This window comes from Paenibacillus sp. J31R120 (assembly GCF_056269225.1).
This window is the reverse complement of the sequence record NZ_JBWDNN010000001.1, coordinates 1231495-1253971: the sequence shown is the minus strand read 5'-3', so window position 1 is coordinate 1253971 and position 22477 is coordinate 1231495. Positions and strand designations below refer to the sequence as shown.

The window sequence follows — 22477 nt, the reverse complement described above, 5'->3', positions numbered from 1 at the left end:
CAACTCACCTCTAAAGTAATAATCTAGCATATATACTATTATATAGAATGCTTGTTCAGCCTACAATTACTCAGTGTTTCTCTTCTGAGAAACTCGCTGTCTGAGAAACATGTTAATGAATCAGACCAATATGGAATCTGAACAATTGTTATTCGTCTCATTGTAGAGACATTCGGGACTCGCATAAATTGGGACGACAAGTAAAAATGAGGTATACTATCGTCGAAATAAGCAAAAACAGCGACAGCCTCCTGATCAGGACTGTCGCTGCTGTTATGTTAGCTGGAGTACAGGGAGCAATAAGTACGTGTGAAATTCCCGGCAAGCAAATCTTCCTTACGGATGTAGAATTGAAGCTCCCCCGCATCCCACCAGCAAAATCCTACATCTCGATCTGAGTCCAGTGCAAGTAGAAGCAGGGTATCGCGGACTTCTTGCTCCGCTTTTGTCTGGTCCCCGTTCAAATGTACCGTTATTCGCTCCAACGCTTTTGACTCAGAATAGTTATATTCTTCGCCCGTAAGCAACGCCAGCGCCGCTTCATATTCGCAATCTCCATGCTGTGTCGCAGGATAGCCAAACATAACTGCCAGATCACCTGAGTTATTATCAGTCAGATCAAAGGTCAGCTCTTCATATTGATCGTAATCATGCTCGTCATCCTCCAGCTGTTCACTATCCGAATAGCCATAATTCGGAGGCTCGATCGACGCCCTCCCCATTACTTGATATCCGGTGAAATCGTCTTCCAGCGTCGTATCCTCCGGCGATAGCCTGTGTGTTGCACCGTGGAGCTGTTCCTCTGTCAAGAACAATACTCTATGTTCAATATGATAGGCCGGTTCATCTATTCCGACGAAAAACAACAACATCCCGTCCTTCGGCAGAAGCGACGACTCATCGTGAACCGCTATCTCGGACAGCCGCAATTGAGCCAAAAAAGTCATAGGCGTCCCGTCTTCATCTATCGGCCATTCCATATCTGCAGGCAGATCGGGATCGCCGCCAATGCGGGAGTTGCCAACCTGCTCGTAACTCTCCAGTTCTTGCTTAGACAAGCGGATACCTTGGCGTACCGTCTTCTTCAAATAGTCTAGTGCATGCTCGAACCCATGCTCCTGAACTATTTTATGCAGCTTCACTTGATTGTTGGCGCTTAGCAATGTGGTCACTTCCTTTTCATAAAATGCTGCTGTCTCTGCCTATTCGCTGCTTGGAACCTCCGGCCAATGAAAGCCTGTCACTTTCTCGCTCCAGTTCCAGAAGCGGCGCGCCTCTTCGGCATCACCTGCGCGTGCGGTGACCGGTGCCAGCTTTTGCTTATAGTAGTACCCGCCACTTACTCCTTGAACATCGGGTGAAGTCGCTAGGTATATGGCAGTGGCAGAGCCTTGCTCAGGTGTCAGAAAAAATGGCCGCAGCATACGATGCACCAACGTACCGAAGCCGGTGCTCCGGTTGACGCCAATATCCGTAGAAACTGCTCCAGGATGAAGAGCATTGACCGTAATCCTCGTTCCCTTCAAGCGTCGAGCAAGCTCCTTGGTAAACCAAATATTCGCCACCTTGGAGCGTCCGTAGGCGCCCCATACTGTATAGCGCTTTAGCAAATGAGGATCATCATAATTCATTTGTCCGATTTTGTGCGCGCCTGAAGAAACAACGACAATCCGTCCTGCCTCGCTTTTCGCAAGCAATGGAAGCAGTTGTCCTGTCAGAACGAAGTGGCCTAGATGGTTCACGCCTAGCTGACGCTCGAAGCCATCCACCGTTTCTTCTCTTCCAATGGTTACAACACCTGCATTGTTGACAAGCACATCAATCCTCTCGCAGGCAGCAGATAACTCCTCGGCCGCCGTCTTAATACTAGCCATTGAAGCCAGATCGCAAAGCACGAATTGGGCGTCATTTCGTCCACTATGGTCATTCATGTATCGGACAGCTTCCAATCCCTTCTCGCGGTTCCGACCCATGAGGAAGACCTTCATTCCATGCTTCGCGGCAAGCAGCGCAGCCGTCTCTCTGCCCATCCCCCCGCTGGCTCCAGTCACGACGGCGATTTGTCTGTTATCATCTTTCATAAATATCACTCCTCTCTATTTACAATAGCTATTCTCTTTATGGATCTTACTATTTAATCTGTATTTATATATCTATTACGATCAAGTTCCTGCCAAAATTCAACTCACAAACATTATTTCACACTATTAAACTATTCTCAAACCATAATCAAAAAGGCAGCCGATCTACTTGACCGCCTGCCATGGAATCATTGCAAAATCATAACCCTATCTTCCACTCTTCCTCTAAAATAGCGTAAAAATACTCATCCCACCATCCTGTGCCCTTCTTGTAATGGGCAGGGATGCACTTTCTAAAATGTGCTTCTCTTCTCATCCCGATCTTTTCCATAATGCGATATGATGGAACATTCTCCGGCTGGCACGTCGCAATGACGCGATGAGCGTTCAATTGCTCAAAAGCGAACTTGACCACTTCTTGGGCAGCCTCAGTCGCAAACCCTTGATTATGGTATCTCGGATGGAACACCCAGCCGATCTCGTACGTATTCTCGCCATACCATTTATGAAAAACCATATGACCGATTAACTTATCCCCATCAAGTAATCGAACGGCAAATTTCTCCGCTGTCTCCGCCATGTTTTGAAGCACAAAAGCTTTTGCTTCCTTTTCTTGAAATACTCCTTCCGGCATATATTCCATCACTTGACGGTCAGATGTATATTCAAGAACGGCAGACCAGTCCTCTGGTACGAAACTTGCCTATGCTTAATCGCTGTGTACTTAATTGCATGATTATACCCCCTGTCATCACTCCATATTAGCATTTGGGGGCGGTGAAGGACGGCTATAGGAAAACTATCCCAAGTTCCTGCTCTAACTACTTTAATGTAATTCTCTCACTCTCAAACCGGGATTAGTTAAATGCAGTTCCATCAATTTATTGGAAATAGCAAGTGCTTGCTCTCTATTACTCGCAGGACCTGCAAACATCAATCCATCGTCTCCATCCCAATAACCACTACTCAAGCCCTCTTCGGATTCGACTTTTTTAAGGAATAGAAATGAAACTGAACTAAAATCTGAATTGGCGAAAAAGGCACCGTCAGAGTAGAGTCTTGGTTTAACTTCCCATTTACTCATTACTTCAATAAAACTATATGTGATTGTCCCATAGCCATTACTGTCAAAACGAACCGTAACTTCCCTACTCTCCTCCGGTACCGGAATATCCCGGTTCGCGAAGTCAATCGTCCCTTTAAAGGTGCGAATTCCTTTTAAGCTTCTGGACCAATGGCCCTTTATGCGTACAGTCTCAGCTTGCACATTGCCGCTGTTTTCAGCTCCGAGCTGATAATTCACACCTTCAATCGTCTCAGCGACCGGATGTTTTCGGGTGTATTCATAAATTGATCCAATCAAAATGATAATGGCTCCAAGCAATAACACGATTAAGCCTATTTGAATCGGTCTTTTATACCTATGTACAAGCATTCATCTACACGCACCCTTCTCCCGCACTAAAGCTGCATCTGCCATACCTTTATTACGTGAACGCAGTATAACGCCCTTTAGTTGCAAATAAATACCATTAGCTGCAGACAGAAAGTTATTACTGCATTCGAAGCTGCTATGTTCCTTTGCATCCCGTCATGAACCGGTCTGTCCCAACAGCCAGGCCAATGGCTGGTTACAACCAAAGCTCCTCATGCTACGATATCCCTCAAATGGACTATCCCCAAGACACTTCCCGCGAGGAGGACGCCCCATGTTAACGACGCATAGCTTGCGTGGCTTATTCGTTCCTGTCGTCACACCTTTTGATGAGCAAGGCAAATTGGATTGGTTGTCCTATGAGAGGCTTCTGGATCGGCTAGTCGGAAGCGGCATTCAGGGGCTTGTCTTAAATGGCGTTACAGGAGAAGCTTCTTCGTTGGCTGATCATGAGCTGGAGGCCTTAATCAGAATCGCGCGTGACGCATCCCGAGACATTCCCGTCATTGCAGGTATTGGCTACAGCAAAGCATCGACCACGGATAATCGCATAGGGATTCTAAAAGAACTCGGTGCTGAAGGTGCATTAGTACCGTTATCCAGTCTTCACTCCAGTCTTCAGAAGACGTTCACACCACTTCTGGAAGAATTGACGACAGCCGGGCTACCGGTTATTTTGCATGATCTTCCTGTACCTGGAGAACGGCCAATGGCGATTGAACAGGTATTATCCTTGTTGGAGTATGATCAGATTATCGGAATTAAGACTAGTACCGGAGATATCCGGAGATTATTTAAGCTGGCCCGATCTTCGGAGAAATCGGTGCTTTGCGGCGAAGATGCATTGTTTTATGCATCGCTCAGCTGCGGCGCAAAGGGCGGTATCCTTGCAAGCTCCAATCTGGACAGTGATTCGTATTTGAGAATCGTAGAACAATTCCGTGCCGGTTATATTCCGGATGCCGGACTAATCTTTGATCAATTGACGCCGCTGATTCGATTCTTATGCACTGAGCCATCCCCTGCTCCGCTAAAGTGGCTGCTTGCCCAGCAGGGATACATTCGCTCGGGGAAGCTACGTCTGAAAGCATGAGGACCAAGCTCCCTAGACGATCATTCGAACAACAAATAAAGCGCATGCCATGGTTGGCATGCGCTCTATAGGCTGCAACTGGATCTTACTTTTGTTCAGCCGTTTCCACATATGTTTTGAAATTGTCTAAAATCGCCTGCCACCCGGCTTGCTGCATCTCTACGGAATTGGTCGCCTCCGCTTCGAAGGTTTCAATGATTTTGGTGTCGTTTCCTTCGCGAATAAACGCAATCTTCACTTGTCTGCCATCGCCAATCGTATAGGAGATACTTTCGTTGACGTTCACCTCATCATATACGCCGCCAAAATCAAATCCGAAGCTGCCGTCTTTTGCTTCCATTCTGGATACAAATGTACCGCCGGCTCTCAGGTCATTCTCAGCGTAGGGTGTATGCCAGTCGTCCGAAGCCTTATTCCACTGCTTAATATGCTCCGGCTCCGTCCAATAGCTCCATACGCGCTCGACTGGAGAAGGAACGATTGCTTCCACTGTTATCGTTGCTGGACTATCTGCTCCCATTTCATAACCTCCTAAGTGGCATTCGTAGAGTGCTCGTCTACGCCTCTTATTATAGCATGAAGTTCATGGCTAGATTTCTTTACAATTGCTTTCATTAATAATGAATTCAAATGACCAAACAGCCCCCGCCCTATAGGCTTAATGGGAGCTGTTTTCGATAAGTTTAGTGATGATAACGATACCAGCTCCGATGCTCATCCAGCGGGATTATAAACAATTTCAGATGCTCTAGTCTCTCCAAATGATCCTGACTGTTCATTTACCCGGTTACAGCTTGGCATAAGGACGCGTTCATTCGGCTCAGGATGGACGTCATCAGCAGAAATTCGCGCAGAGGCGCCGTCAGATGCGGGAACACCTCTAAAGGCTGACATCATCGATCGATGCCAGCCTTTGAGTGGATATGAAGTTATCCTTGTATCCGAAGTTGAGCCAGGGTTGTCTTACCCATCTCCCTTACCGCTGCAGCGCCTTAATATCTTTGATGATCTTCTCGTATGGCGTATTTTCCAGCCCGTCATATTTGGCCACGACCGTACCGGATTGATCGACCAGGTAGAAGGACGTGCCGTGAATCACTTGCCCGGATGCTTCGTCCTTTGCGATAGGCGCTTTGAAGGAACGCAATACAAAGGTTTTGATCGCATCAAATTCATAGCCGGTCAATGCGCTCCAATTGGAGAAATCCGCATTAAATTTCCCCAAGTAGCTCCTGAGTGCCGAAGGGTCATCATGCTCGGGGTCTACCGAGAAGGAGACGAGCTGTGCATCCACATTAGCCGACTTCAACCGTTGCTGCAGCTCGGCCATATTGACCGACATCACGGGGCACACGGTCTCGCAATAGGTGAAGATCAAATTAGCTACCCACACGCTCCCCTTCAGATCCGCTAAGGAAATCTCTTTCTCATCCTGATTGGTGAACGCAAACGGCTCTACCGAATAATTAAGCTGGTTAGGCTTGCCATTGCCGCATCCGGCGGCCGCCAGCATAGCTAGAATTAGAATGCCTGTCAAAGCTATCCTCTTCATCGTTATCCCGCCTTTCTATTTCATCTTCGCCAGCCATTGCGCCAAAGCTTCGATTTCGGCCTGATCGAGTCTATTGCCATAAGCCGGCATCCCTCTCCCGGAACCTTCTCCAATTATGGTTGCCAGCTGTTCAGCCGTATAGGCGGAGCCGACGATATGCAAGGCCGGACCGACCCGTCCGCTGAGATCATGGGCATGGCATGAGATGCATTGCTTCTTGTAGATCGCAACCGCGCCAACATCTGCTGGCGTGGAGATGGTCGATTGAAGCACGCTGTTATCCGCTTTCTGTCCGCATGCGGACAGAAGCAGCAACATCGCCAGTACCGCCGCGAAGAATCCATAACTTCTTCCTCTTCTCATCGTTGTCCCTCCTCTGCATTCCGCAAGCCTCCTATAATGCGACCATATTGTACATCATGATCCACATCGATCCCGCGACAATAACGAGCAGAATGACGAGCCCGAAGAGGAGCGATATCAGGTTGTAGCGCGGCTTCTTCTCCTCGCGCAGATGCATGAAGAACAGCAGCTGCACCGCCAGCTGCAGCACAGCGGCGATCATGAGCGCGATTGCGCTCGCCTTCCCCTCCAGCCAACCGTTTAGTACGACCCCGATTGGGATAAAGGTCAACACAAGGGAGAGTACAAATCCGATCGTATACGATTTGAACGAGCCATGCGCTTCTTCCGGCGAATGGGTCGAATGCGATTGTGCCAATTAGCTCACCCCCATTAAATAAACGACCGTAAAGACGAAGATCCAGACGACATCAAGGAAATGCCAGAACAAGCTGATCACATTCACCTTGCGCTTGGTCACCGGAGTAATTCCTTTTTTGGCTAATTGAAGCATGACCGCGATCATCCATACGAGCCCGATTACAACGTGCAAGCCATGTGTGCCGACCAGTGTATAGAACGCGGATAAAAAAGCGCTGCTGCCCATCGTGGCCCCTTCGTGAACCATATGCGTAAATTCGCTAATCTCAAGCCCGATAAATATGCTGCCTAACAGGACCGTGACGCCCAACCAGCCGATCAACGCCCGCTTGTTCCCTTTATTCATCGCCAGCAGTGCCAATCCGCAAGTATAGCTGCTCGTCAGCAATATAATCGTACTGGCGATAATACCGCCCAGCTCGAACAGCTCTGCCGGGCCCGGACCCCCGTTCGTATTGTCGCGAAGCACAATATACGTGGCAAAGAAAGTACCAAAAATGATCACATCCGTCATCAAATAAATCCAGAATCCTAAGGTCCGCATCCCCTCCTGATCAGGATGGTCATGATGCTCAGCAGACTGCTGAGATGGATGGACCGCTGCCTGTGCGTGAGATTGAGACATTATGCGTTCACCTCGCCTTTCCGCGCTTGCGCTTCCGTACGCTGAATTTCATCAACAGAAATGTAGTAGTCCGTATCATAGTTAAAGGAATGGGCGAGCATGCATACTGCTACGCCAGCCAGACCCGCGATGATGAACCATGTCCAGTGGAATACAAAGCCAAATCCGGCAACAAACCAGCAAGCTGACATTAGAATCGGAATACCCGAATTTTTGGGCATATGAATCGGCTCTAATTTCTTTGCAGCAGGCACAGTCCGCTCGCCCCGCTCCTTCCGCTCCCACCAATCATCTTGTACAGTGACCTCAGGCAGGGTGGCAAAATTATATAAAGGCGCTGGCGATGGAATCGACCATTCCAGCGTTCTTCCGTTCCATGGATCGCCCGTTGTGTCCAGATTCGCGTTCCGATGCTTCAGCCCATGCGCAATCTGCCACACCTGAATAAGGAAGGCAATGCCCATAATGACAGCGCCGATTGTGGAGACCAGATTGAGGTCGCCCCACCCCTTGTCCCAGCCGTAAGAGACAACACGGCGTGTCATGCCCATTAGGCCTAGCACATATTGCGGCATGAAGCAGAGATAGAAGCCGATATTCCAGCACCAGAACGCCCATTTGCCGATGCGCTCATTCAGCTTGAAGCCGAACAGCTTTGGCCACCAGTAGTAAAGACCAGCAAAGTAACCAAACACAACCCCGCCGATAATAACATGATGAAAGTGAGCCACTAAGAAATAACTGTTATGAAATTGAAAGTCCGCTGGCGCAACTGATAGCAGCACGCCTGTCAGTCCCCCGGTCACAAAACAAGGGATAAAGCCGATCGTCCATAACATCGGCGTCTCGAATGTGATTCTGCCGCGGAACATGGTGAATAGCCAGTTGAACACCTTCACCCCTGTCGGAATCGCGATCAGCATCGTCGTCAGGGCAAAGAAGGCATTGACATCCGCCCCGGAGCCCATCGTAAAGAAGTGATGCGCCCAGACGAGAAAGGACAAAATACTGATGATCATCATCGCGTATACCATAGATTTGTAGCCGAACAGCTTCTTCCGCGAGAAGGTCGCTACAATCTCGGAGAAGATGCCGAATGCCGGCAGGACAATGATATACACCTCGGGGTGTCCCCACATCCAGATCAGATTAATATACATCATCGGATTCCCGCCGCCATCCAGCGTGAAGAAGTGCGCACCTGCGTAGCGGTCCAGGAACAACAGAGCAAGCGTCGCGGTCAGAATCGGGAAGGAGAAAATAATCGCAATACAGCTAGACAGCACCGACCATGGGAACATCGGCATCTTCATCAGCTTCATGCCGGGCGCCCGCATTTTCAAGATCGTCACAATAAAGTTGATGCCTGTCATCAGACTGCCGATCCCTGAAATTTGAATCCCCCAAATATAGAAGTCTTGTCCAACGCCCGGGTTATACATCAGCTCCGAATAAGGCGGATAAGCAAGCCAGCCCGCATCCGGCGAACCGCCTATGATAAAGCTGAGATTGAACAGCATCGCTCCGGCGAAGAACAACCAGAAGCTTAGCGCGTTCAAGAACGGGAACGCAACGTCTCTGGCCCCGATTTGCAGCGGAACGATCACGTTGAACAAGCCGAACATAAATGGCATCGCCATAAACAATATCATGATGACGCCATGCGTCGTAAAAATCTGGTTATAATGATCCGGCAGCAAGAAATCAAGCTGCGGCACAGCGAGCTGCACGCGCATCAGGAGCGCATCGACGCCGCCCCGGAATAACATCAGAAAGGCGGACAGGATGTACATAATGCCGATCTTCTTATGATCGACCGTAGTCAGCCATTCACGCCACAGCCACTTCCATTTCTTGAAATAGGTTAATACCGATACGATGGCAATAAGCGTCAGCGCAATGCTGACATCTGCCCCGTAGATTAACGGATCTCCCGTTACAAAAAAATCGGAAGCAAAGTCTTTTACTTTGTCCCACATCTTAAACTCTCCCTTACCTATTAATCTCCGGCTGGCCTCTCAGCGAGCTCGAACTTTTGTGCTTCCTCCCATGACAATCCATGGTTGTGGGACGATGCGTATTTGGTTACCGTCATCTCGAACAACCCTTCCGGGAAGGACGAATACGTTTTGACCTGCGAGGTAGCCGGCTCCACCAATTGCTTATACCCCTCTAGCGTCAATACGGGCGAAGACTTCTTGACCCCGTTCACCCACTCGTCAAATTCCTCCTGCGAGGTAGCCTCCACATCAAAGTACATATCCGCGAAGTGCGTGCCCGTAAAGTTGGCGCCGGAGCCCCAGTACTTCCCTTGTTCATCCGCCTGCAAATATAGAGTCATCGCCATACCCGACATCGCGTACATCTGACCGCCAAGCTGTGGAATCCAGAAGGAATTCATCGGCGAATCAGCCGTTATCTCGAAGCGGATGGGTACTCCAGCCGGAACCTTAAGCTCGTTCACGCTCGCAATCCCCTGCTCCGGATATTGGAATAGCCATTTCCAGTTCAATGAAGTCACTTGCACCGTCAAAGCTTGTTGCTCCGACTCCAACGGCTTTGAAGGCTCCAAGGCATACGTGCCTTTCACTGTAAACACAGCCAAGATCAGAATGACGACAATAGGCACCCCCCACCAGATCGCCTCCAGCTTCGTGCTGTGCTCCCAATGAGGCGTATAAGCCGCTTTCCTGCCTTTCTTGTCGCGATATCGCCACACGATAACCGCTGTCAGTATGAGTACCGGTATAATGACGATACTGCACAGCACCAGCGAGATGATGATGAGATCAAGCTGCTGATCTGCAATCGGCCCTTTTGGATTCAGCACAACCATATGCTCCGTGCATCCGGTTGCGAGCAGGAGCAACAGGATCGGCATCAGTACGGAGGTCAATCGCTTGCTTGCTTTTGACCATTTCATAAGTTTCAGCTCCTTTCTTCATGCTTTCTGGTTTTGAAATCAACCTAACTTTAGTGGAGATCAAGAGAGGTGTCACCAGCCGGTGCAAGCGAATATACAACCAGCCATGTTCAACAAATTGCAACAATTAGCAGACCAGAATAATCCAGCGCCCACTAAGCTGCCGCCCCCTTTTCGCTGCAAGGCCTCAACAAAAAACCAGCCTATATCCGCATAAGACGGTCATAAGCTGGTTTTGGCAGGGATGATCGCAACGATTATAGATATTCTTTGATCTTCCGCTTCTTCAGCAGCTTCATGAAGACCATACCAGCCAATAAAGCCCAGACTGGCGTGGAGATCCCGAGCATGCCCAGATGAAGTGCGGCAATCGCAAAGGTGATGCATGCAGGAATCAACAAGAACTTATCTGAGAAAGCGGATTTCAGCGCTCGCAGAAACAATCCTAATAAGGAGAAACCTGTCAACATGGCGACAAATGGGGATGGCAAGGCATCCAACATATCAATGACTCTCCAAGAAAATGCACCAAAGACAATAACGATCACGCTGGATAGGAGCGCTGCACCGTATCTTTTCTCTTGAGGTCCCGCTTCTGCGCTGCTGCAGAGAGCGCTCATTAATCCGCCGACATTTGCTGCATTCCCTCCAAATAAGCCTGTAACCATACTGGCGAATCCGGATGCCATAATCGTTTTATTTACGGGTGGCTTAAAGTGATTGCTTCTGAGCGCCGCAAGCGCTACTGCAAGATCATTGCTTAATATTAAGACAGACATAGGAATCGCAATGGTCAGGAAGCCTTGAATGGTGAACTCCGGAATCACAATCATTGGCGGGATGTATTCAGCATGCGGCAATGCGGGGAATCGGTATTCGATGCATAGACCAATCAGCCCGAACAGTATGGACCATAGCAACGGAGGCAGCTTCTTGTAGAGCTTGGGCATGATGAAATAGCCCGCCGCAGCCAGCAATCCGGCATAAGGAAGTTGAACGGCTGCCGGAATCATCCCCATAATATAGGTCAGAAGGACACCAGCCAGCAAGGCGTCAATTAACAGCTTGGGGATCACGTCCATCGCTTTGGCGAAAAAGCCGGAGATTCCCGCCAACAGAAGCAAAACGCCGGACATGACGAATGCGCCCGCCAATTGAGGAAAGGTGAAACCGATAGCCGTTGTCCCTAAGAAAGCAGTCGCCGTTATGGAGTGAGCCCCGGCAAACGGGATCTTGTACTTCAACGTTAAGAAAAGATTCAACAAGCCTCCGATCACATAAGCCGAGGTGAACCAGGAGACTAGCTCTGCCTTGGTCAGTCCTGCCGTTTCTGCTGCTTGAACAATCATGATTGCACCGCCGGTGCATGCCAGCAGTGCAGACATTAACCCGGACATGATCGTTTTTGTACCCATAAGCTTCAACCAACCTTTATTTATTTATCCGCAAGAAATGGTACGAGCCTTGAAGCTTTCCGCCCATACGGAATATATCCGTCGTCCCCTCATCATAATCATTGTGCGCTGCCATGAAACCATCCGTTTCAAAAGAATATAGACCATCCATGTTCACAGAATGCTAAATGATAACGACAAAATCGCCGGTTCATCCTCATGAATACGTGTTACGATAATAGTCGCATTTGACTACACGGACATCATGGTTCAAGGGGATTACAACATGTGGATGCCTGATCGCAATAACAAAAAGACGCTGTACGAGCAAATTGCCGACCATCTGGAACAAAGAATATCTTACGGCGAGTTCCCTCCAGGGAGCTTGCTCCCCTCCGAGCGGAGGCTTGCTGAGCAACTGGGTGTGAACCGCAGCACCGTCATCTCGGCATTCGCGGAGCTACGCTCCATGGGCATTATCGAAAGCCGCTCCGGCAGCGGAACACGGGTGAGCACCTCCAAATGGGGAGCTACGCCCAAGCATACGCCCAATTGGAGCCGCTATGCCGAAGGAGGCAGCTTTCTGCCTAACTTGCCGTTTATGCGGAGAATCCGCGAGGCTCTTGCGCAATATCCATCCCTGATCGATTTTGCGAGCGGCGAGCTGTCGGCAGATCTGGCTCCTACGCAAGAAATCTCTTCATTAATGAGCAAGCATGAATATACCTCCTATCTGGGTTACGACAACCCGCAGGGTTCGATTCCGTTAAGAGAGGCTTTAGTCGACTATCTACAGCAGCACCGCGGAATTCGGACAACGGAGTCCTCGATTCTTATCACATCCGGTTCCCAGCAATCGTTATATTTAATTACGCAATGCCTGCTGTCACCTGGCGATGCCGTGGCCATCGAAGATCCTTCGTATTGCTATTCGCTGCCGATGTTTCAGTCAGCGGGGCTTCGTCTATTCCGCTTGCCGGTCGATCAGGATGGCATTATGCCCGAAGATGTTCGAACTTTGTATAAAAAGCATCGCATTAAGATGGTGTTCCTCAATCCCAACTTCCAGAACCCGACGGGAACGGTGCTAAGCAACGAGCGGCGCAAGCGTCTGCTAGATATCGCCAGCGAATTAGGGCTCCCTATCGTAGAAGACGATCCCTTCAGCTTGACGTCCTATGAAGCCGCTCCCCCGATGCCGCTCAAAGCAATGGATAACGTCGGCTCGGTGCTGTATATGGGGTCCTTCTCCAAAATCGCCGCTTCAGGCCTCAGAGTCGGATGGATGGTAGCGCCGCATTCTATTGTGGAGCGGCTGGCTGATGCCAGACAACAGATGGATTTTGGGCTAAGCATCATTCCGCAGCAAATCGCAGGACAATTCCTGCAGTCGCCGTTGTTCCTTCCCCATCTGGACAATCTTCGGATGCAGCTGCAATTCAAGCGGGATCTGTTCATGGAGTCCTTGGAGAAGGAGCTTTCAGGTCTAGTCGAATTTGTGGCGCCGGAAGGAGGCCTGCATCTATGGTGCAAGCTGATCCCGAATATCCCCGAGGGCAAGCTGTTAGAGGAATCGATCAAGCATGGAACGGTATTTGTACCGGGAAGCGTGTATGGCTCCGATCCGGGCTACGTTCGATTTACATTCGCCAGAGCCAAGCTAGAGCAAATCGAACCGGGCATAGCCGGTTTTGCGAAGGCGCTGCGTGCGCTGATGGTATGATGATCAGCGTACAAGCATACACAAAAAGGAGCTGCCCTGAATGTCTGAAGTGACATAGGGGCAGCTCTCTATTTGATTCGAAAATATCTATATTGTTATTGTGCGTATGAACTTTGGGGTATTACTCGCTCATTGGCTGGGATTAAGTCGATAGGATCGACTTAAATGCCCGTAGCAGCCTCGAGCGTCCCTTTTAAGTCGATAGAACCGACTTAAATGCCCGTAGCAGCCTCGACCGTTCCGTATAGGTCGATAGGATCGACTTAAATGCCTGTAGCAGCCTCGACCGCCCCGTATAAGTCGATAGGATCGACTTAAATGCCCGTAGCAGACTCGACCGCCCCGTATAAGTCGATAGAATCGACTTAACTGCCTGTAGCAGCCTCGAACGTCCCGTATAAGTCGATCGGATCGACTTAAATGCCCGTAGCAGACTCGACCGTCCCGTATAAGTCGATCGGATCGACTTATCGACATAAATACGCGAACCAGCCTCGTCTGATACGAAGAGCTATCTCAACAGTCATCAAATGACTGAGAGACGTCCCTTCTTCATTTTGTAAAGCCAAAAACCATAGAAGTATAGCCTACCATTTACGAATGGAACGGTTTCTTTGAACATTCAATGTACCTTGGACCAACTTCATCTGCCAATGGACGCAGAGGACGACATTCCTCTCCATCACCTCTCATCATTCTTGAACGAGATCAGTAAAATCACCAAAATACGGGTAGACATAGGGGTCCTTCGGAGCTTCCATCATCTCGATCTTCTGAGCATCCAAGCTAATAATTTCGATCCCGTCATATTCGGTCACGCCGATTACGCCTGTTAGCTTCATCCAGGAATCTTCAGCATAGCTTGCCGCCCTGCTTGATTCCACCAGTATCCCGTAAGGCATGGAATCGGCGGCACAGCATGTCATGGCCATACGCGAAATTACAAATTGATTAGGAGCCATATTATCCTCACGGTATACAAATCCGCTAATCTCCAGCTTCTTGCCTACAAAATTTTGCCGATAGAGATCGATCACCGTAATAATTTCCAGAAATCCCTCTTCAACGACCGGTATGACTTCTTTAGGATATAGTTGTTGCCCCAGCGCGCCATACTCTTCCGTATATGTATCCGTAGGGAACAAGTCTTCAAGCTTCTCCTTAGAGGAGACTTCTCCATCAGCCTTATCCGTTATCCCGGTATCCTTATCCCGCAGCTGTTCCTCAATCGCAGCTACCCGGTCCTCAGGAATGAGGGCGTTTTCCTTAATGATTGCAGCAAAGGAATCTTCTTGCCCATGCTCTTCATCTTCTATATCTTCCGTGAGCGGCGGCGCAGACGGCATGATTGGCGTCTGTATGCTGCTTACATTCAGATTCATCCCTTTCACAGCTGCCACTTCACTGCCCATAATTTTGTCAGGCAGCATGAAGCCCATAAGGAGAGGAACAATGAATACCCCGTACATCAAGATATTTTTGCTTATTGAGCTTGAATGAGCGTGGCCGCAGTCGCATGCCGTCTCTTCATTCCTCTGATGCGTGCTCTGCAATGCCAGATAGATATAATAGACCGCCAATAGAAACAGGACAATCGACGTAACCTTTACGTACGGTATCATCTTGGGCACGATGTAATATTGCAGCTTATCGATCTTGACCAGTTTCACCACATAGAAAGCGAAGCCTGCCAGAATAGCGGCTCGAATCAAATAATGAATACCCATACTCTTATGTTCATGCATGTCCGCTCATCCCCTCTTCCCCTCTTCCCTTTTAAAAATAAAACCTGCCCACGAGTAAAGCGCCTAACGGAACCAGAATGGCGACAAGCACAATCAACAGGATGACAAATCTGGCTTTGAAAGCAGAAAGCAGCATGAGCGTTCCCTTCAAATCAATCATCGGCCCGAACACCAGGAAGGTAAGAAGTGAAGTAGCGGAAAAGGTGCTCATAAATGAAGCCGCGACAAAAGCATCCGCTGTGGAACATAGAGAAAGGATGTAAGCAAAACCAATCATAAAGATGTGAGATGTATATTCACCCTGACCGATGTCTATTAGTTCGGAGCGCGGAATAAACGCTTGTATGAGAGCTGTTATAAAAGAACCCAGAATCAGATATTTGCCCATGTCAAAAAACTCGGAGCCTCCATGCTGGATGGCCTCCTGGAGCTTGTTCCTCTTCTTCGTGGAGTGAGTGTTCCCATGCGTATGATGAGCATGTGCCGCATCCCGTGTATCCTTAAGCGGATTATGTTTGACGAACAAATAAATAATCAGGCCAATACAGGCGGCAACGGCAATAGCTAGTCCCATACGCGCGTATACCATTTCCGGCTTCGTCCGGAACGCTACGAATGTAGCAGAGTAGACCACGGGATTCACAATCGGACCAGCAAGGAAAAAAGCGACACCCGCGTATAACGGCATCCCCTTTGCGATCAGTCTCCTTACGACCGGAATGAGCCCGCATTCGCATACAGGGAACAAGATGCCGAGGAAGCTCGCGACCAGCACGCCCAAGATCGGATTTTTCGGAATGAACCGCTTAATCCATTGTTCAGGAATATACACTTGCATGAGCGACGACACCACAACTCCAAGCAATAAGAAAGGCATCGCTTCAAGCACAATGCTGATCAGCATCGTCTTGAACGTGTTCATCCCTTGCACATTGGCAAGTACATCCGTGCTCAGCATCTCAGGATACACGGCAATTACAATGATCAGTCCTATGACTATAATAAAGGTTAAATTAATTTTCCATGTAGACGTTGACGCAGGAACCCACCTCCTTGTTCGTAATGATTACTTTTAAAAGAGTATATAACCCTTTTATTGGTACGTCAATGCTCTTTCATTTTATCCAAACCAACCAAATAAGGACATAGCTCCTAAGAGCCATGTCCTTGAATGGAAGAACGATGAGATCGTTCGTCTCCTATCCTTCTTCGCCTATCAATTGCCGTTCGATTTGTTTCATTTCATAAAAGTTTCCCTGCCGGTCCATTAATTCGGCATACGTGCCTTCTTCGACAATCCTTCCTTGATCCATCACTATAATGTGATCCATCCTCTCCAACCCATTCAGCCGATGACAGATTAGAAGCATCGTGTCGTTAGCCGACTGCTCGAACAGATACTGGAAGATGGCTTGCTCGGTAACGGCATCCAGTGATGAAGTCGGCTCATCGAGCAGCCATAACCGGCCGCCCTTCAGAATGGCTCTTGCCAAGGCAAGTCGCTGTTTCTCTCCATCGGACAAATTTTCGCCTTTTTCATATACGGCATCGTCCAATGATTTGTACGGCAGTTGTACGTTATTCATCACGGTCGTCAATGCTTCATCGGAGTGCGTGTCCCCGCTCAACAGCAGATTGTCCCGAATGGTGCCTCGAAAGAAATGATGATGCTGCAGCACGACGGCTGACCTCTGCCAGATGCTGGCTTCATCCAGCTCCTCTAGCGAAATGCCATTTATCCGAATTTGACCTTGAGTTGGCGTGTACAGCTTCAGCAGCAATTCGAGAATCGTCGTCTTGCCTGCTCCGCTAGGTCCGACAATCGCCGTTTTTGTTCCGGACGGGATACGTATCTGAACATCCCGCAGAGCGGCCCGCCATTCCCCCTCGTATTGAAACTGTAGTTCAGAAAACGCGATAGAAGGTGCCTCTTGATCAGATAAAGTCCTCAACGGCTCTAGCGGCTGCTTTACGTCAGGTTGGACAGTCTCCGCGAGTCTTTGGGCCGCATGCTCGCTATCTTGCTTATAAGCAGGGAGAGTCGCCATTGCCGCAGCTTCCTCGAATACAGTGAGCGCAGCCATAACAAGCATGGCCAGAAATACACCATCCAAGGAGTTATTGATGATCAAATACCCGCCTAGGACAAGCACACTCCAGGTAATAAAAAAGGTCATAAATGCATGAATCGATTGCCCGTACAACAGATGGGACCCTGAGGCTTGCTGCTCGTCGGCCAAAGCTGACGATGATTGACGCAGCTGTTGCTCGCGCTGCTCCAGCTGTCCGTACACCTTCAATTCAAGAAAGCCGTACAGCATCTCCGTCAATTCAGTCGAAAGCGCTGCGCGCCCAAGACGAACGCGACCGCGAATGCTCCGCAGGCCATGCATGACGATTGCTGGAATAACAAACGCCGTTACAATCATGCCCAGCACGAACAGACATGAGATCCAAATCGAATAGAAGGAAGTAAATAATACCGTTGCCAAAAATACCATCACCAGCACCAACGGCGGATAAGCGACCCGCAAAAAATAATGCTGCAAACTCTCCACATCCCCGACAATGCGTGCCAGAAGATCCCCGCTTCGCTTATTCCGTTGAATTCCGGGAGCCAATGGAACCAGTCTCGCAAAAAAATCAGTACGCAAGCGGCTTAGAATAGAGAACGTCGCTCGATGGGTATACAGCCGTTCCGCATAGCGACTGAACGCCCGAAGCAGTCCCAGTATCTTCACGATAGAGATTAAGACAATCAAGGTATAGAGCGGCGGGGCGAATACCGTCTTCGAGATGAGATATCCGCTAGCGGAGAAGAGGCTCACGCCCCCTATCCCAGCCACGAATCCGCCTACGATGGCTATGGCAATATCCTTCCGCTCCCGTATCATCGCTTTCGTCAGGATCGCTAGTTCGCTCATCCGAGTCTCCCCTTCCGCTGAATATCCACCATCTCCGCATACTGCGGCAAGCGTGTGATGAGCTCATCATGCCGGCCGCTATCCAGAAGTACGCCATTCTCCAGGAAGACGATGCGGTCAGCATCGCGTATCGTATACAGACGATGCGCGACGGTAATCATCGTCGCTTGTCTCGCCAGCTCTCCGATCGACCGTTGCAGAACTCTTTCGGTATACATATCCAGCCCGACAGTCGGTTCATCGAACAAAATAACAGCGGGCCTGTTCAAGAAAGCTCTAGCCAGCGCAAGCCTCTGTTTCTCGCCGCCGGACAGCCCCCTGCCGCCTTCGCCAACCAGCGTATCGCAGCCCTTCTCCAGTTCGCTGATCAAAGTCGATAGACCAGCAGAAGCTGCTGCTTGCTCGATCTCGGAGCGGGTCACGGCTCGTTTCGTACCAATCGCGATATTGTCAGCTAAAGTTCCGGCGAATATATAGGGATGCTGGGTAATATAGCTGACTCGTTCGAACCAAGATGCATCCCCATAAGAAGCGAGGGGTCGGCCATTCACCACTACCTCGCCCGATATCGGACGGAGCAAGCCGGCAATGAGATGCAGCATCGTTGTTTTGCCAGAGCCGCTCTTGCCCACAATCGCAATCTTCTGACCCGGCAATATGGCTAACGAATCTGCAGCTAGCTCGAAGGAGTCCTCACCGTATCGGAATCGGACATGCTTCAGCTCGATTGTTGGCGGCATAAGAGTCGTCATCGCCTCTACATCCAGCCTGTCCGTCGCGCTCATTGCATTCGCCTCTCGTGTTTCTTCCTTTGATGCCTCTAGCAAGTCTTCCACTTTTCGAGCCGCTCCCATGCTGGTTCGTCCGCTATGAAAAGCGGTTCCCGTATTTTTTAATAGACTGAAAAACTCAGGAACAAGCAGCAAAATAAAAAAGGCGGTTTCAAAGGTCATGGAGGATTTGAAAACAAGAAGCTGCAGCGCTAGCTCAAGCGACACCAGCCCAATGCTCAGCATCACGATCAATTCCAGCATGAAAGTATTCGTAAAGGCGATCCGCAGAATCGCCATAGTGGCATCCCTGAAGGCAAGGCTGCTTTGCTTAATCGCTTCCTCTTGATGGCGTACTCTGCCATAAAGCTTCAAGGTGATCAGCCCCTGAAGCGAATCTAAAAATGTACCGGAAAATTGGGCCAGCTGGTCGAATTTCTCCTCCGACTTTTTTTTCGTCTTTAATCCTACCAGCACCATAAATATCGGAATAAACGGAGCCGTAACCAGCATAATCAACCCGGACGGATAATGCAGAATAAAGACGGTGACTATTAGCATGAGCGGAATAATGGCCGCTTCCATCATGCGGGGCACATATTGGCTGAAATAACTGTCCGTCTCATCGACCGCATCCAGCATAACGCTCACTTTGCTTCCCGTCTGTCCGCCGTGTGCAGTTGGTACGGAATCGTTAACCAGCTTGCGCAGCAGCTCGCTTCGCATCACCTTCTTCACGTGTGCGGCCATCTTCAAGCCGATGTGCCCGTTCAGATGTACGAATAATGTGCGTGCCAGCATGACAGCAAGCAGTGCGCCCAACATAACTGCAATGGACGAAAGCGTTGCTTTCATGACAAATATCCGGTTCACCGCTGCGGACAACAGCGCGGCTTGGCTGATTATGGCTGCACCCAGGGCGAGTGAAGTGAATCCAAGTACGATCAAGCTCTTCCGCTGTGACGACAGTTGTACAGCGATCAAGCTGCGTTTTCTACTCACGCCAATTCCCCTCCTATTCCCGCCGATTGTCAGGAGCCGCGACTGCGCCTGCGGCTGTCGTATCGCCCGGCTTACTTTTTGCCTTTCACATAGTCCGCATCGAACAGGAACAGCTTGAACACAAGTGCCAGAGACGGGATGAGCAAGAGCAGCCCGCCAATAAAGGCAATGACAAGCGCAATCCCCATCGATTCCTGGGTCGCTCCTTCCTGAATGGTAATGAACGGGTCTAAAATATACGGATACTGACCAATCCCGTAAGCAAAGAAGGCGCAGAAGAACTGCAGCATGACGCATATGAAGGCTAGTCCGTAGCGGCGGCCAATATACAGCAGCCACAAAGCCGACATAAAAAATCCAACGGACAGCGCCAGCAGCCACCACAAATCCATCATGTTCTGGAAGTGGCGCTCATTATGCTGGCTTAAGTAGATAAAGGCTGTCAGCGCTGCAATAATGGTAGGCGTGCTCCAGAACAGCGCATAATTCCTCATAAGCTTAAGCGCCGATTGGTCGGCAGCTCGCGAGGCATAGAAGGTCAGAAAAGACCCACTGATGAACAAGACCGACACGATCGCCAGCGCAACAATGCTCCATGACAGCGGACTGGTGAAGAGCTTGAAGTATTCCAGTGACACAATGCCGCCTTGCTCCGTAATGAACCCGCCTTCGGACAGCGTCAGCGCGACCGACAGCGAAGCCGGAATTAACAATCCCGTCGCTCCATAAAGAAAAAGATAGACGATGCTTTCCTTGGAGCCGTAATTCTCGAAAGCATAGAAGGAGCCGCGAATCGCCAGCAGAATGACCGCGATGCTTCCCGGCACAAGCAGTGACGAGCCGTAATAGTAGGCGGTATCCGGGAAGAAGCCGACAATGCCGACCAGGAAAAATACAAAAAACACATTCGTAATTTCCCATACCGGCGACAAGTAGCGGGAGATCAGCCGATTAAGGAGATGATCCTGCTTGGTCAGACGGGCATAATAGGCAAAAAATCCGGCGCCGAAATCAATCGAGGCAACGATCAAATAGCCGTATAAAAATAGCCACAGCACCGTAATGCCGATTAACTCATAACTGATCATGTCCGCTCACTCTCCCCTGCTTGTTGACTATGCTTACTCTGCATATAGCGCTCGAACTCCGCATCAGCAGGGTTGTTGCGGAACAGCCGCCGCAGCACGATCGCGCACAATACGCCAAGCACAATGTAGAGCAGCAAGAATACAAAAAATAGCGGCATGACATTCGGCGATGATGTCGCCGCTTCTTCTACGCGCATATAGCCGCGGATAATCCATGGCTGGCGCCCTACCTCTGCGTAGAACCAGCCCATCTCGACCGCCAGAAAGGCCAGCGGCGCGCATAAGGCAATGACCCATAGCAGCAGCTTGTTATGCTCGTTGCGCTTCTTCCAGAGAACGAACAGGAAATAAAGCGCCGATACCGCCAACAAGAGGAATCCGATCGATACCATAAAATCAAACAAGTAATGAACAAGCAGCGGCGGATGCTCGTCCGGCGGAAATTCATTCAGTCCTGTCACTTCAGCATTGAAATCTCCGAATGCCAGGAAACTAAGCGCTTTGGGAAGGTGAAGCGCTCCGATGACTTCCCGCTCGGCATTCAGCCATCCCAGGAAGATCAAATCCGCTCCGCTCTCCGTCTCAAAATGCCATTCCGCCGCAGCCAGCTTCTCCGGCTGATGCTCCGCCAGAAACTTCGCCGATACATCACCGGCAACCGTCGTCAGCAAGCCAAATACGAGCAAAACGCCCATCATCAGATTCAGCGATTTCTTGTAATAGGCCGTTGCTCCCTTTCGGATCATCGTAAATGCGGCAATGCCGGCCAGCAGCGCGGCTCCCGTCATATAAGCCGAGGTGAGTACATGAAATACTTTCGACGGCGTAGCGGTATTCAGCATGGCTTCGATCGGATTAACAGCAGCGAAGTGACCTGCTTCCAGAATGAACCCTTCCGGCTGGTTCATAAATCCGTTGACCGTTGTTATAAAGAACGCGGACATGCCTGCTCCGGCGACAATCGGAATGGTGAGCAGCCAATGCATATACGGGTTGCGGAATCGGTCCCACGTGTATAAATAAATGCCTAGAAATATAGCTTCAAAGAAAAATGCAAAAACCTCCATAAAGAGCGGCAGCGCCACCACATTGCCCGCAAGCTTCATAAAGTTCGGCCACACCAGCGCCAGCTGCATCGCTATTGCCGTACCGGTAACGACGCCTACCGCAACTGAGATGACAAATCCGCGGGTCCACCTTTTTGCCATCAAAATATAATGCGGGTCCTTCTTGCGTATGCCGACAAACTCCGCAATTGCGATCATTAACGGAACACTAACGCCAACAGTGGCAAAGATGACGTGAAAGGACAAGGTAAGCCCTGTTAGCAATCTGCTCCATAACACCGTATCAATCTCCACGATATTCCGACTCCTCTCGTCTCGAATCATAGCTGGCA

At 49.7% G+C, this 22477-nt stretch carries 19 protein-coding genes and 2 pseudogenes; 2 read left to right on the top strand and 19 right to left on the bottom strand.

Annotated elements, in window-relative coordinates; translation table 11 throughout:
- Positions 1–278 precede the first annotated feature (278 nt).
- The 4 genes and pseudogenes from AC0YNW_RS05740 to AC0YNW_RS05725 all read right to left on the bottom strand — a co-directional run bounded on the left by AC0YNW_RS05740 (position 279) and on the right by AC0YNW_RS05725 (position 3444).
- The gene (locus tag AC0YNW_RS05740) at positions 279–1163 is read right to left on the bottom strand and encodes a YwqG family protein (RefSeq protein ID WP_475831103.1); all 885 of its coding nucleotides are present in this window, start codon (positions 1161–1163) and stop codon (positions 279–281) included.
- Positions 1164–1202: 39 nt separating this feature from the next.
- Positions 1203–2081: an SDR family oxidoreductase gene (locus tag AC0YNW_RS05735; RefSeq protein WP_475831102.1), complete on the bottom strand. Its 879-nt coding sequence runs from the start codon at positions 2079–2081 to the stop codon at positions 1203–1205.
- A gap of 199 nt (positions 2082–2280) precedes the next feature.
- Positions 2281–2815: pseudogene (locus tag AC0YNW_RS05730) on the bottom strand (GNAT family N-acetyltransferase).
- A 92-nt stretch (positions 2816–2907) separates the two neighbouring features.
- Positions 2908–3444 (bottom strand): hypothetical protein, encoded by a 537-nt coding sequence (locus AC0YNW_RS05725; protein WP_475831101.1) that lies wholly within the window; start codon positions 3442–3444, stop codon positions 2908–2910.
- 346 nt (positions 3445–3790) lie between these two features.
- Between AC0YNW_RS05725 and AC0YNW_RS05720 the strand changes: the two genes are divergently transcribed.
- Positions 3791–4609, top strand: coding sequence for a dihydrodipicolinate synthase family protein (locus tag AC0YNW_RS05720; RefSeq protein WP_475831100.1), 819 nt, complete (start codon positions 3791–3793; stop codon positions 4607–4609).
- 85 nt (positions 4610–4694) lie between these two features.
- Here the strand turns inward: AC0YNW_RS05720 and AC0YNW_RS05715 are convergent, their stop codons facing one another.
- From AC0YNW_RS05715 to AC0YNW_RS05675, 9 genes and pseudogenes are all read right to left on the bottom strand, one after another.
- Positions 4695–5129, bottom strand: a complete 435-nt coding sequence (locus tag AC0YNW_RS05715) for an SRPBCC family protein (protein ID WP_475831099.1) — start codon at positions 5127–5129, stop codon at positions 4695–4697.
- A 163-nt stretch (positions 5130–5292) separates the two neighbouring features.
- Positions 5293–5487, bottom strand: a pseudogene (locus AC0YNW_RS05710) (winged helix-turn-helix domain-containing protein).
- Between the two features lie 98 nt (positions 5488–5585).
- A complete protein-coding gene (locus tag AC0YNW_RS05705; protein WP_475831098.1) occupies positions 5586–6161 on the bottom strand; it encodes an SCO family protein in 576 nt (191 codons plus the stop codon).
- A 15-nt stretch (positions 6162–6176) separates the two neighbouring features.
- Entirely contained in the window at positions 6177–6524 is a 348-nt protein-coding gene (locus AC0YNW_RS05700; protein ID WP_475831097.1) for a c-type cytochrome, read from the bottom strand.
- Between the two features lie 31 nt (positions 6525–6555).
- The gene (cyoD, locus tag AC0YNW_RS05695; RefSeq protein WP_475831096.1) at positions 6556–6882 is read right to left on the bottom strand and encodes a cytochrome o ubiquinol oxidase subunit IV; all 327 of its coding nucleotides are present in this window, start codon (positions 6880–6882) and stop codon (positions 6556–6558) included.
- A complete protein-coding gene (gene cyoC / locus AC0YNW_RS05690; RefSeq protein WP_475831095.1) occupies positions 6883–7509 on the bottom strand; it encodes a cytochrome o ubiquinol oxidase subunit III in 627 nt (208 codons plus the stop codon).
- Positions 7509–9488 carry a cbb3-type cytochrome c oxidase subunit I gene (locus tag AC0YNW_RS05685; RefSeq protein WP_475831094.1) on the bottom strand — a complete coding sequence of 660 codons (1980 nt, stop codon included), beginning with the start codon at positions 9486–9488 and terminating at the stop codon, positions 7509–7511. Before AC0YNW_RS05685 ends, cyoC begins: the two co-directional genes overlap by 1 nt.
- 20 nt (positions 9489–9508) lie before the next feature.
- Positions 9509–10432, bottom strand: coding sequence for a ubiquinol oxidase subunit II (cyoA, locus tag AC0YNW_RS05680; RefSeq protein WP_475831093.1), 924 nt, complete (start codon positions 10430–10432; stop codon positions 9509–9511).
- A 257-nt stretch (positions 10433–10689) separates the two neighbouring features.
- The gene (locus tag AC0YNW_RS05675; RefSeq protein WP_475831092.1) at positions 10690–11847 is read right to left on the bottom strand and encodes a benzoate/H(+) symporter BenE family transporter; all 1158 of its coding nucleotides are present in this window, start codon (positions 11845–11847) and stop codon (positions 10690–10692) included.
- 265 nt (positions 11848–12112) lie between these two features.
- Here AC0YNW_RS05675 and pdxR point away from each other — a divergent pair, with 265 nt between their 5' ends.
- Positions 12113–13549 carry a MocR-like pyridoxine biosynthesis transcription factor PdxR gene (pdxR, locus tag AC0YNW_RS05670; protein WP_475831091.1) on the top strand — a complete coding sequence of 479 codons (1437 nt, stop codon included), beginning with the start codon at positions 12113–12115 and terminating at the stop codon, positions 13547–13549.
- Between the two features lie 692 nt (positions 13550–14241).
- Here pdxR and AC0YNW_RS05665 read toward each other — a convergent pair.
- The 6 genes from AC0YNW_RS05665 to AC0YNW_RS05640 form a co-directional block, all read right to left on the bottom strand.
- Positions 14242–15294, bottom strand: a complete 1053-nt coding sequence (locus tag AC0YNW_RS05665; protein WP_475831090.1) for a TIGR03943 family putative permease subunit — start codon at positions 15292–15294, stop codon at positions 14242–14244.
- Between the two features lie 31 nt (positions 15295–15325).
- On the bottom strand, positions 15326–16252 hold the full coding sequence (locus AC0YNW_RS05660; protein WP_475831089.1) for a permease: 927 nt from the start codon (positions 16250–16252) through the stop codon (positions 15326–15328).
- A gap of 241 nt (positions 16253–16493) precedes the next feature.
- The gene (gene cydC / locus AC0YNW_RS05655) at positions 16494–18218 is read right to left on the bottom strand and encodes a thiol reductant ABC exporter subunit CydC (protein ID WP_475831088.1); all 1725 of its coding nucleotides are present in this window, start codon (positions 18216–18218) and stop codon (positions 16494–16496) included.
- Positions 18215–19990 carry a thiol reductant ABC exporter subunit CydD gene (gene cydD, locus AC0YNW_RS05650; protein ID WP_475831087.1) on the bottom strand — a complete coding sequence of 592 codons (1776 nt, stop codon included), beginning with the start codon at positions 19988–19990 and terminating at the stop codon, positions 18215–18217. The genes cydC and cydD overlap by 4 nt, the downstream gene beginning before the upstream one ends.
- 71 nt (positions 19991–20061) lie before the next feature.
- A complete protein-coding gene (locus AC0YNW_RS05645) occupies positions 20062–21078 on the bottom strand; it encodes a cytochrome d ubiquinol oxidase subunit II (protein ID WP_475831086.1) in 1017 nt (338 codons plus the stop codon).
- A complete protein-coding gene (locus AC0YNW_RS05640; protein WP_475831085.1) occupies positions 21075–22439 on the bottom strand; it encodes a cytochrome ubiquinol oxidase subunit I in 1365 nt (454 codons plus the stop codon). The genes AC0YNW_RS05645 and AC0YNW_RS05640 overlap by 4 nt, the downstream gene beginning before the upstream one ends.
- Between the last annotated feature and the right edge of the window lie 38 nt (positions 22440–22477).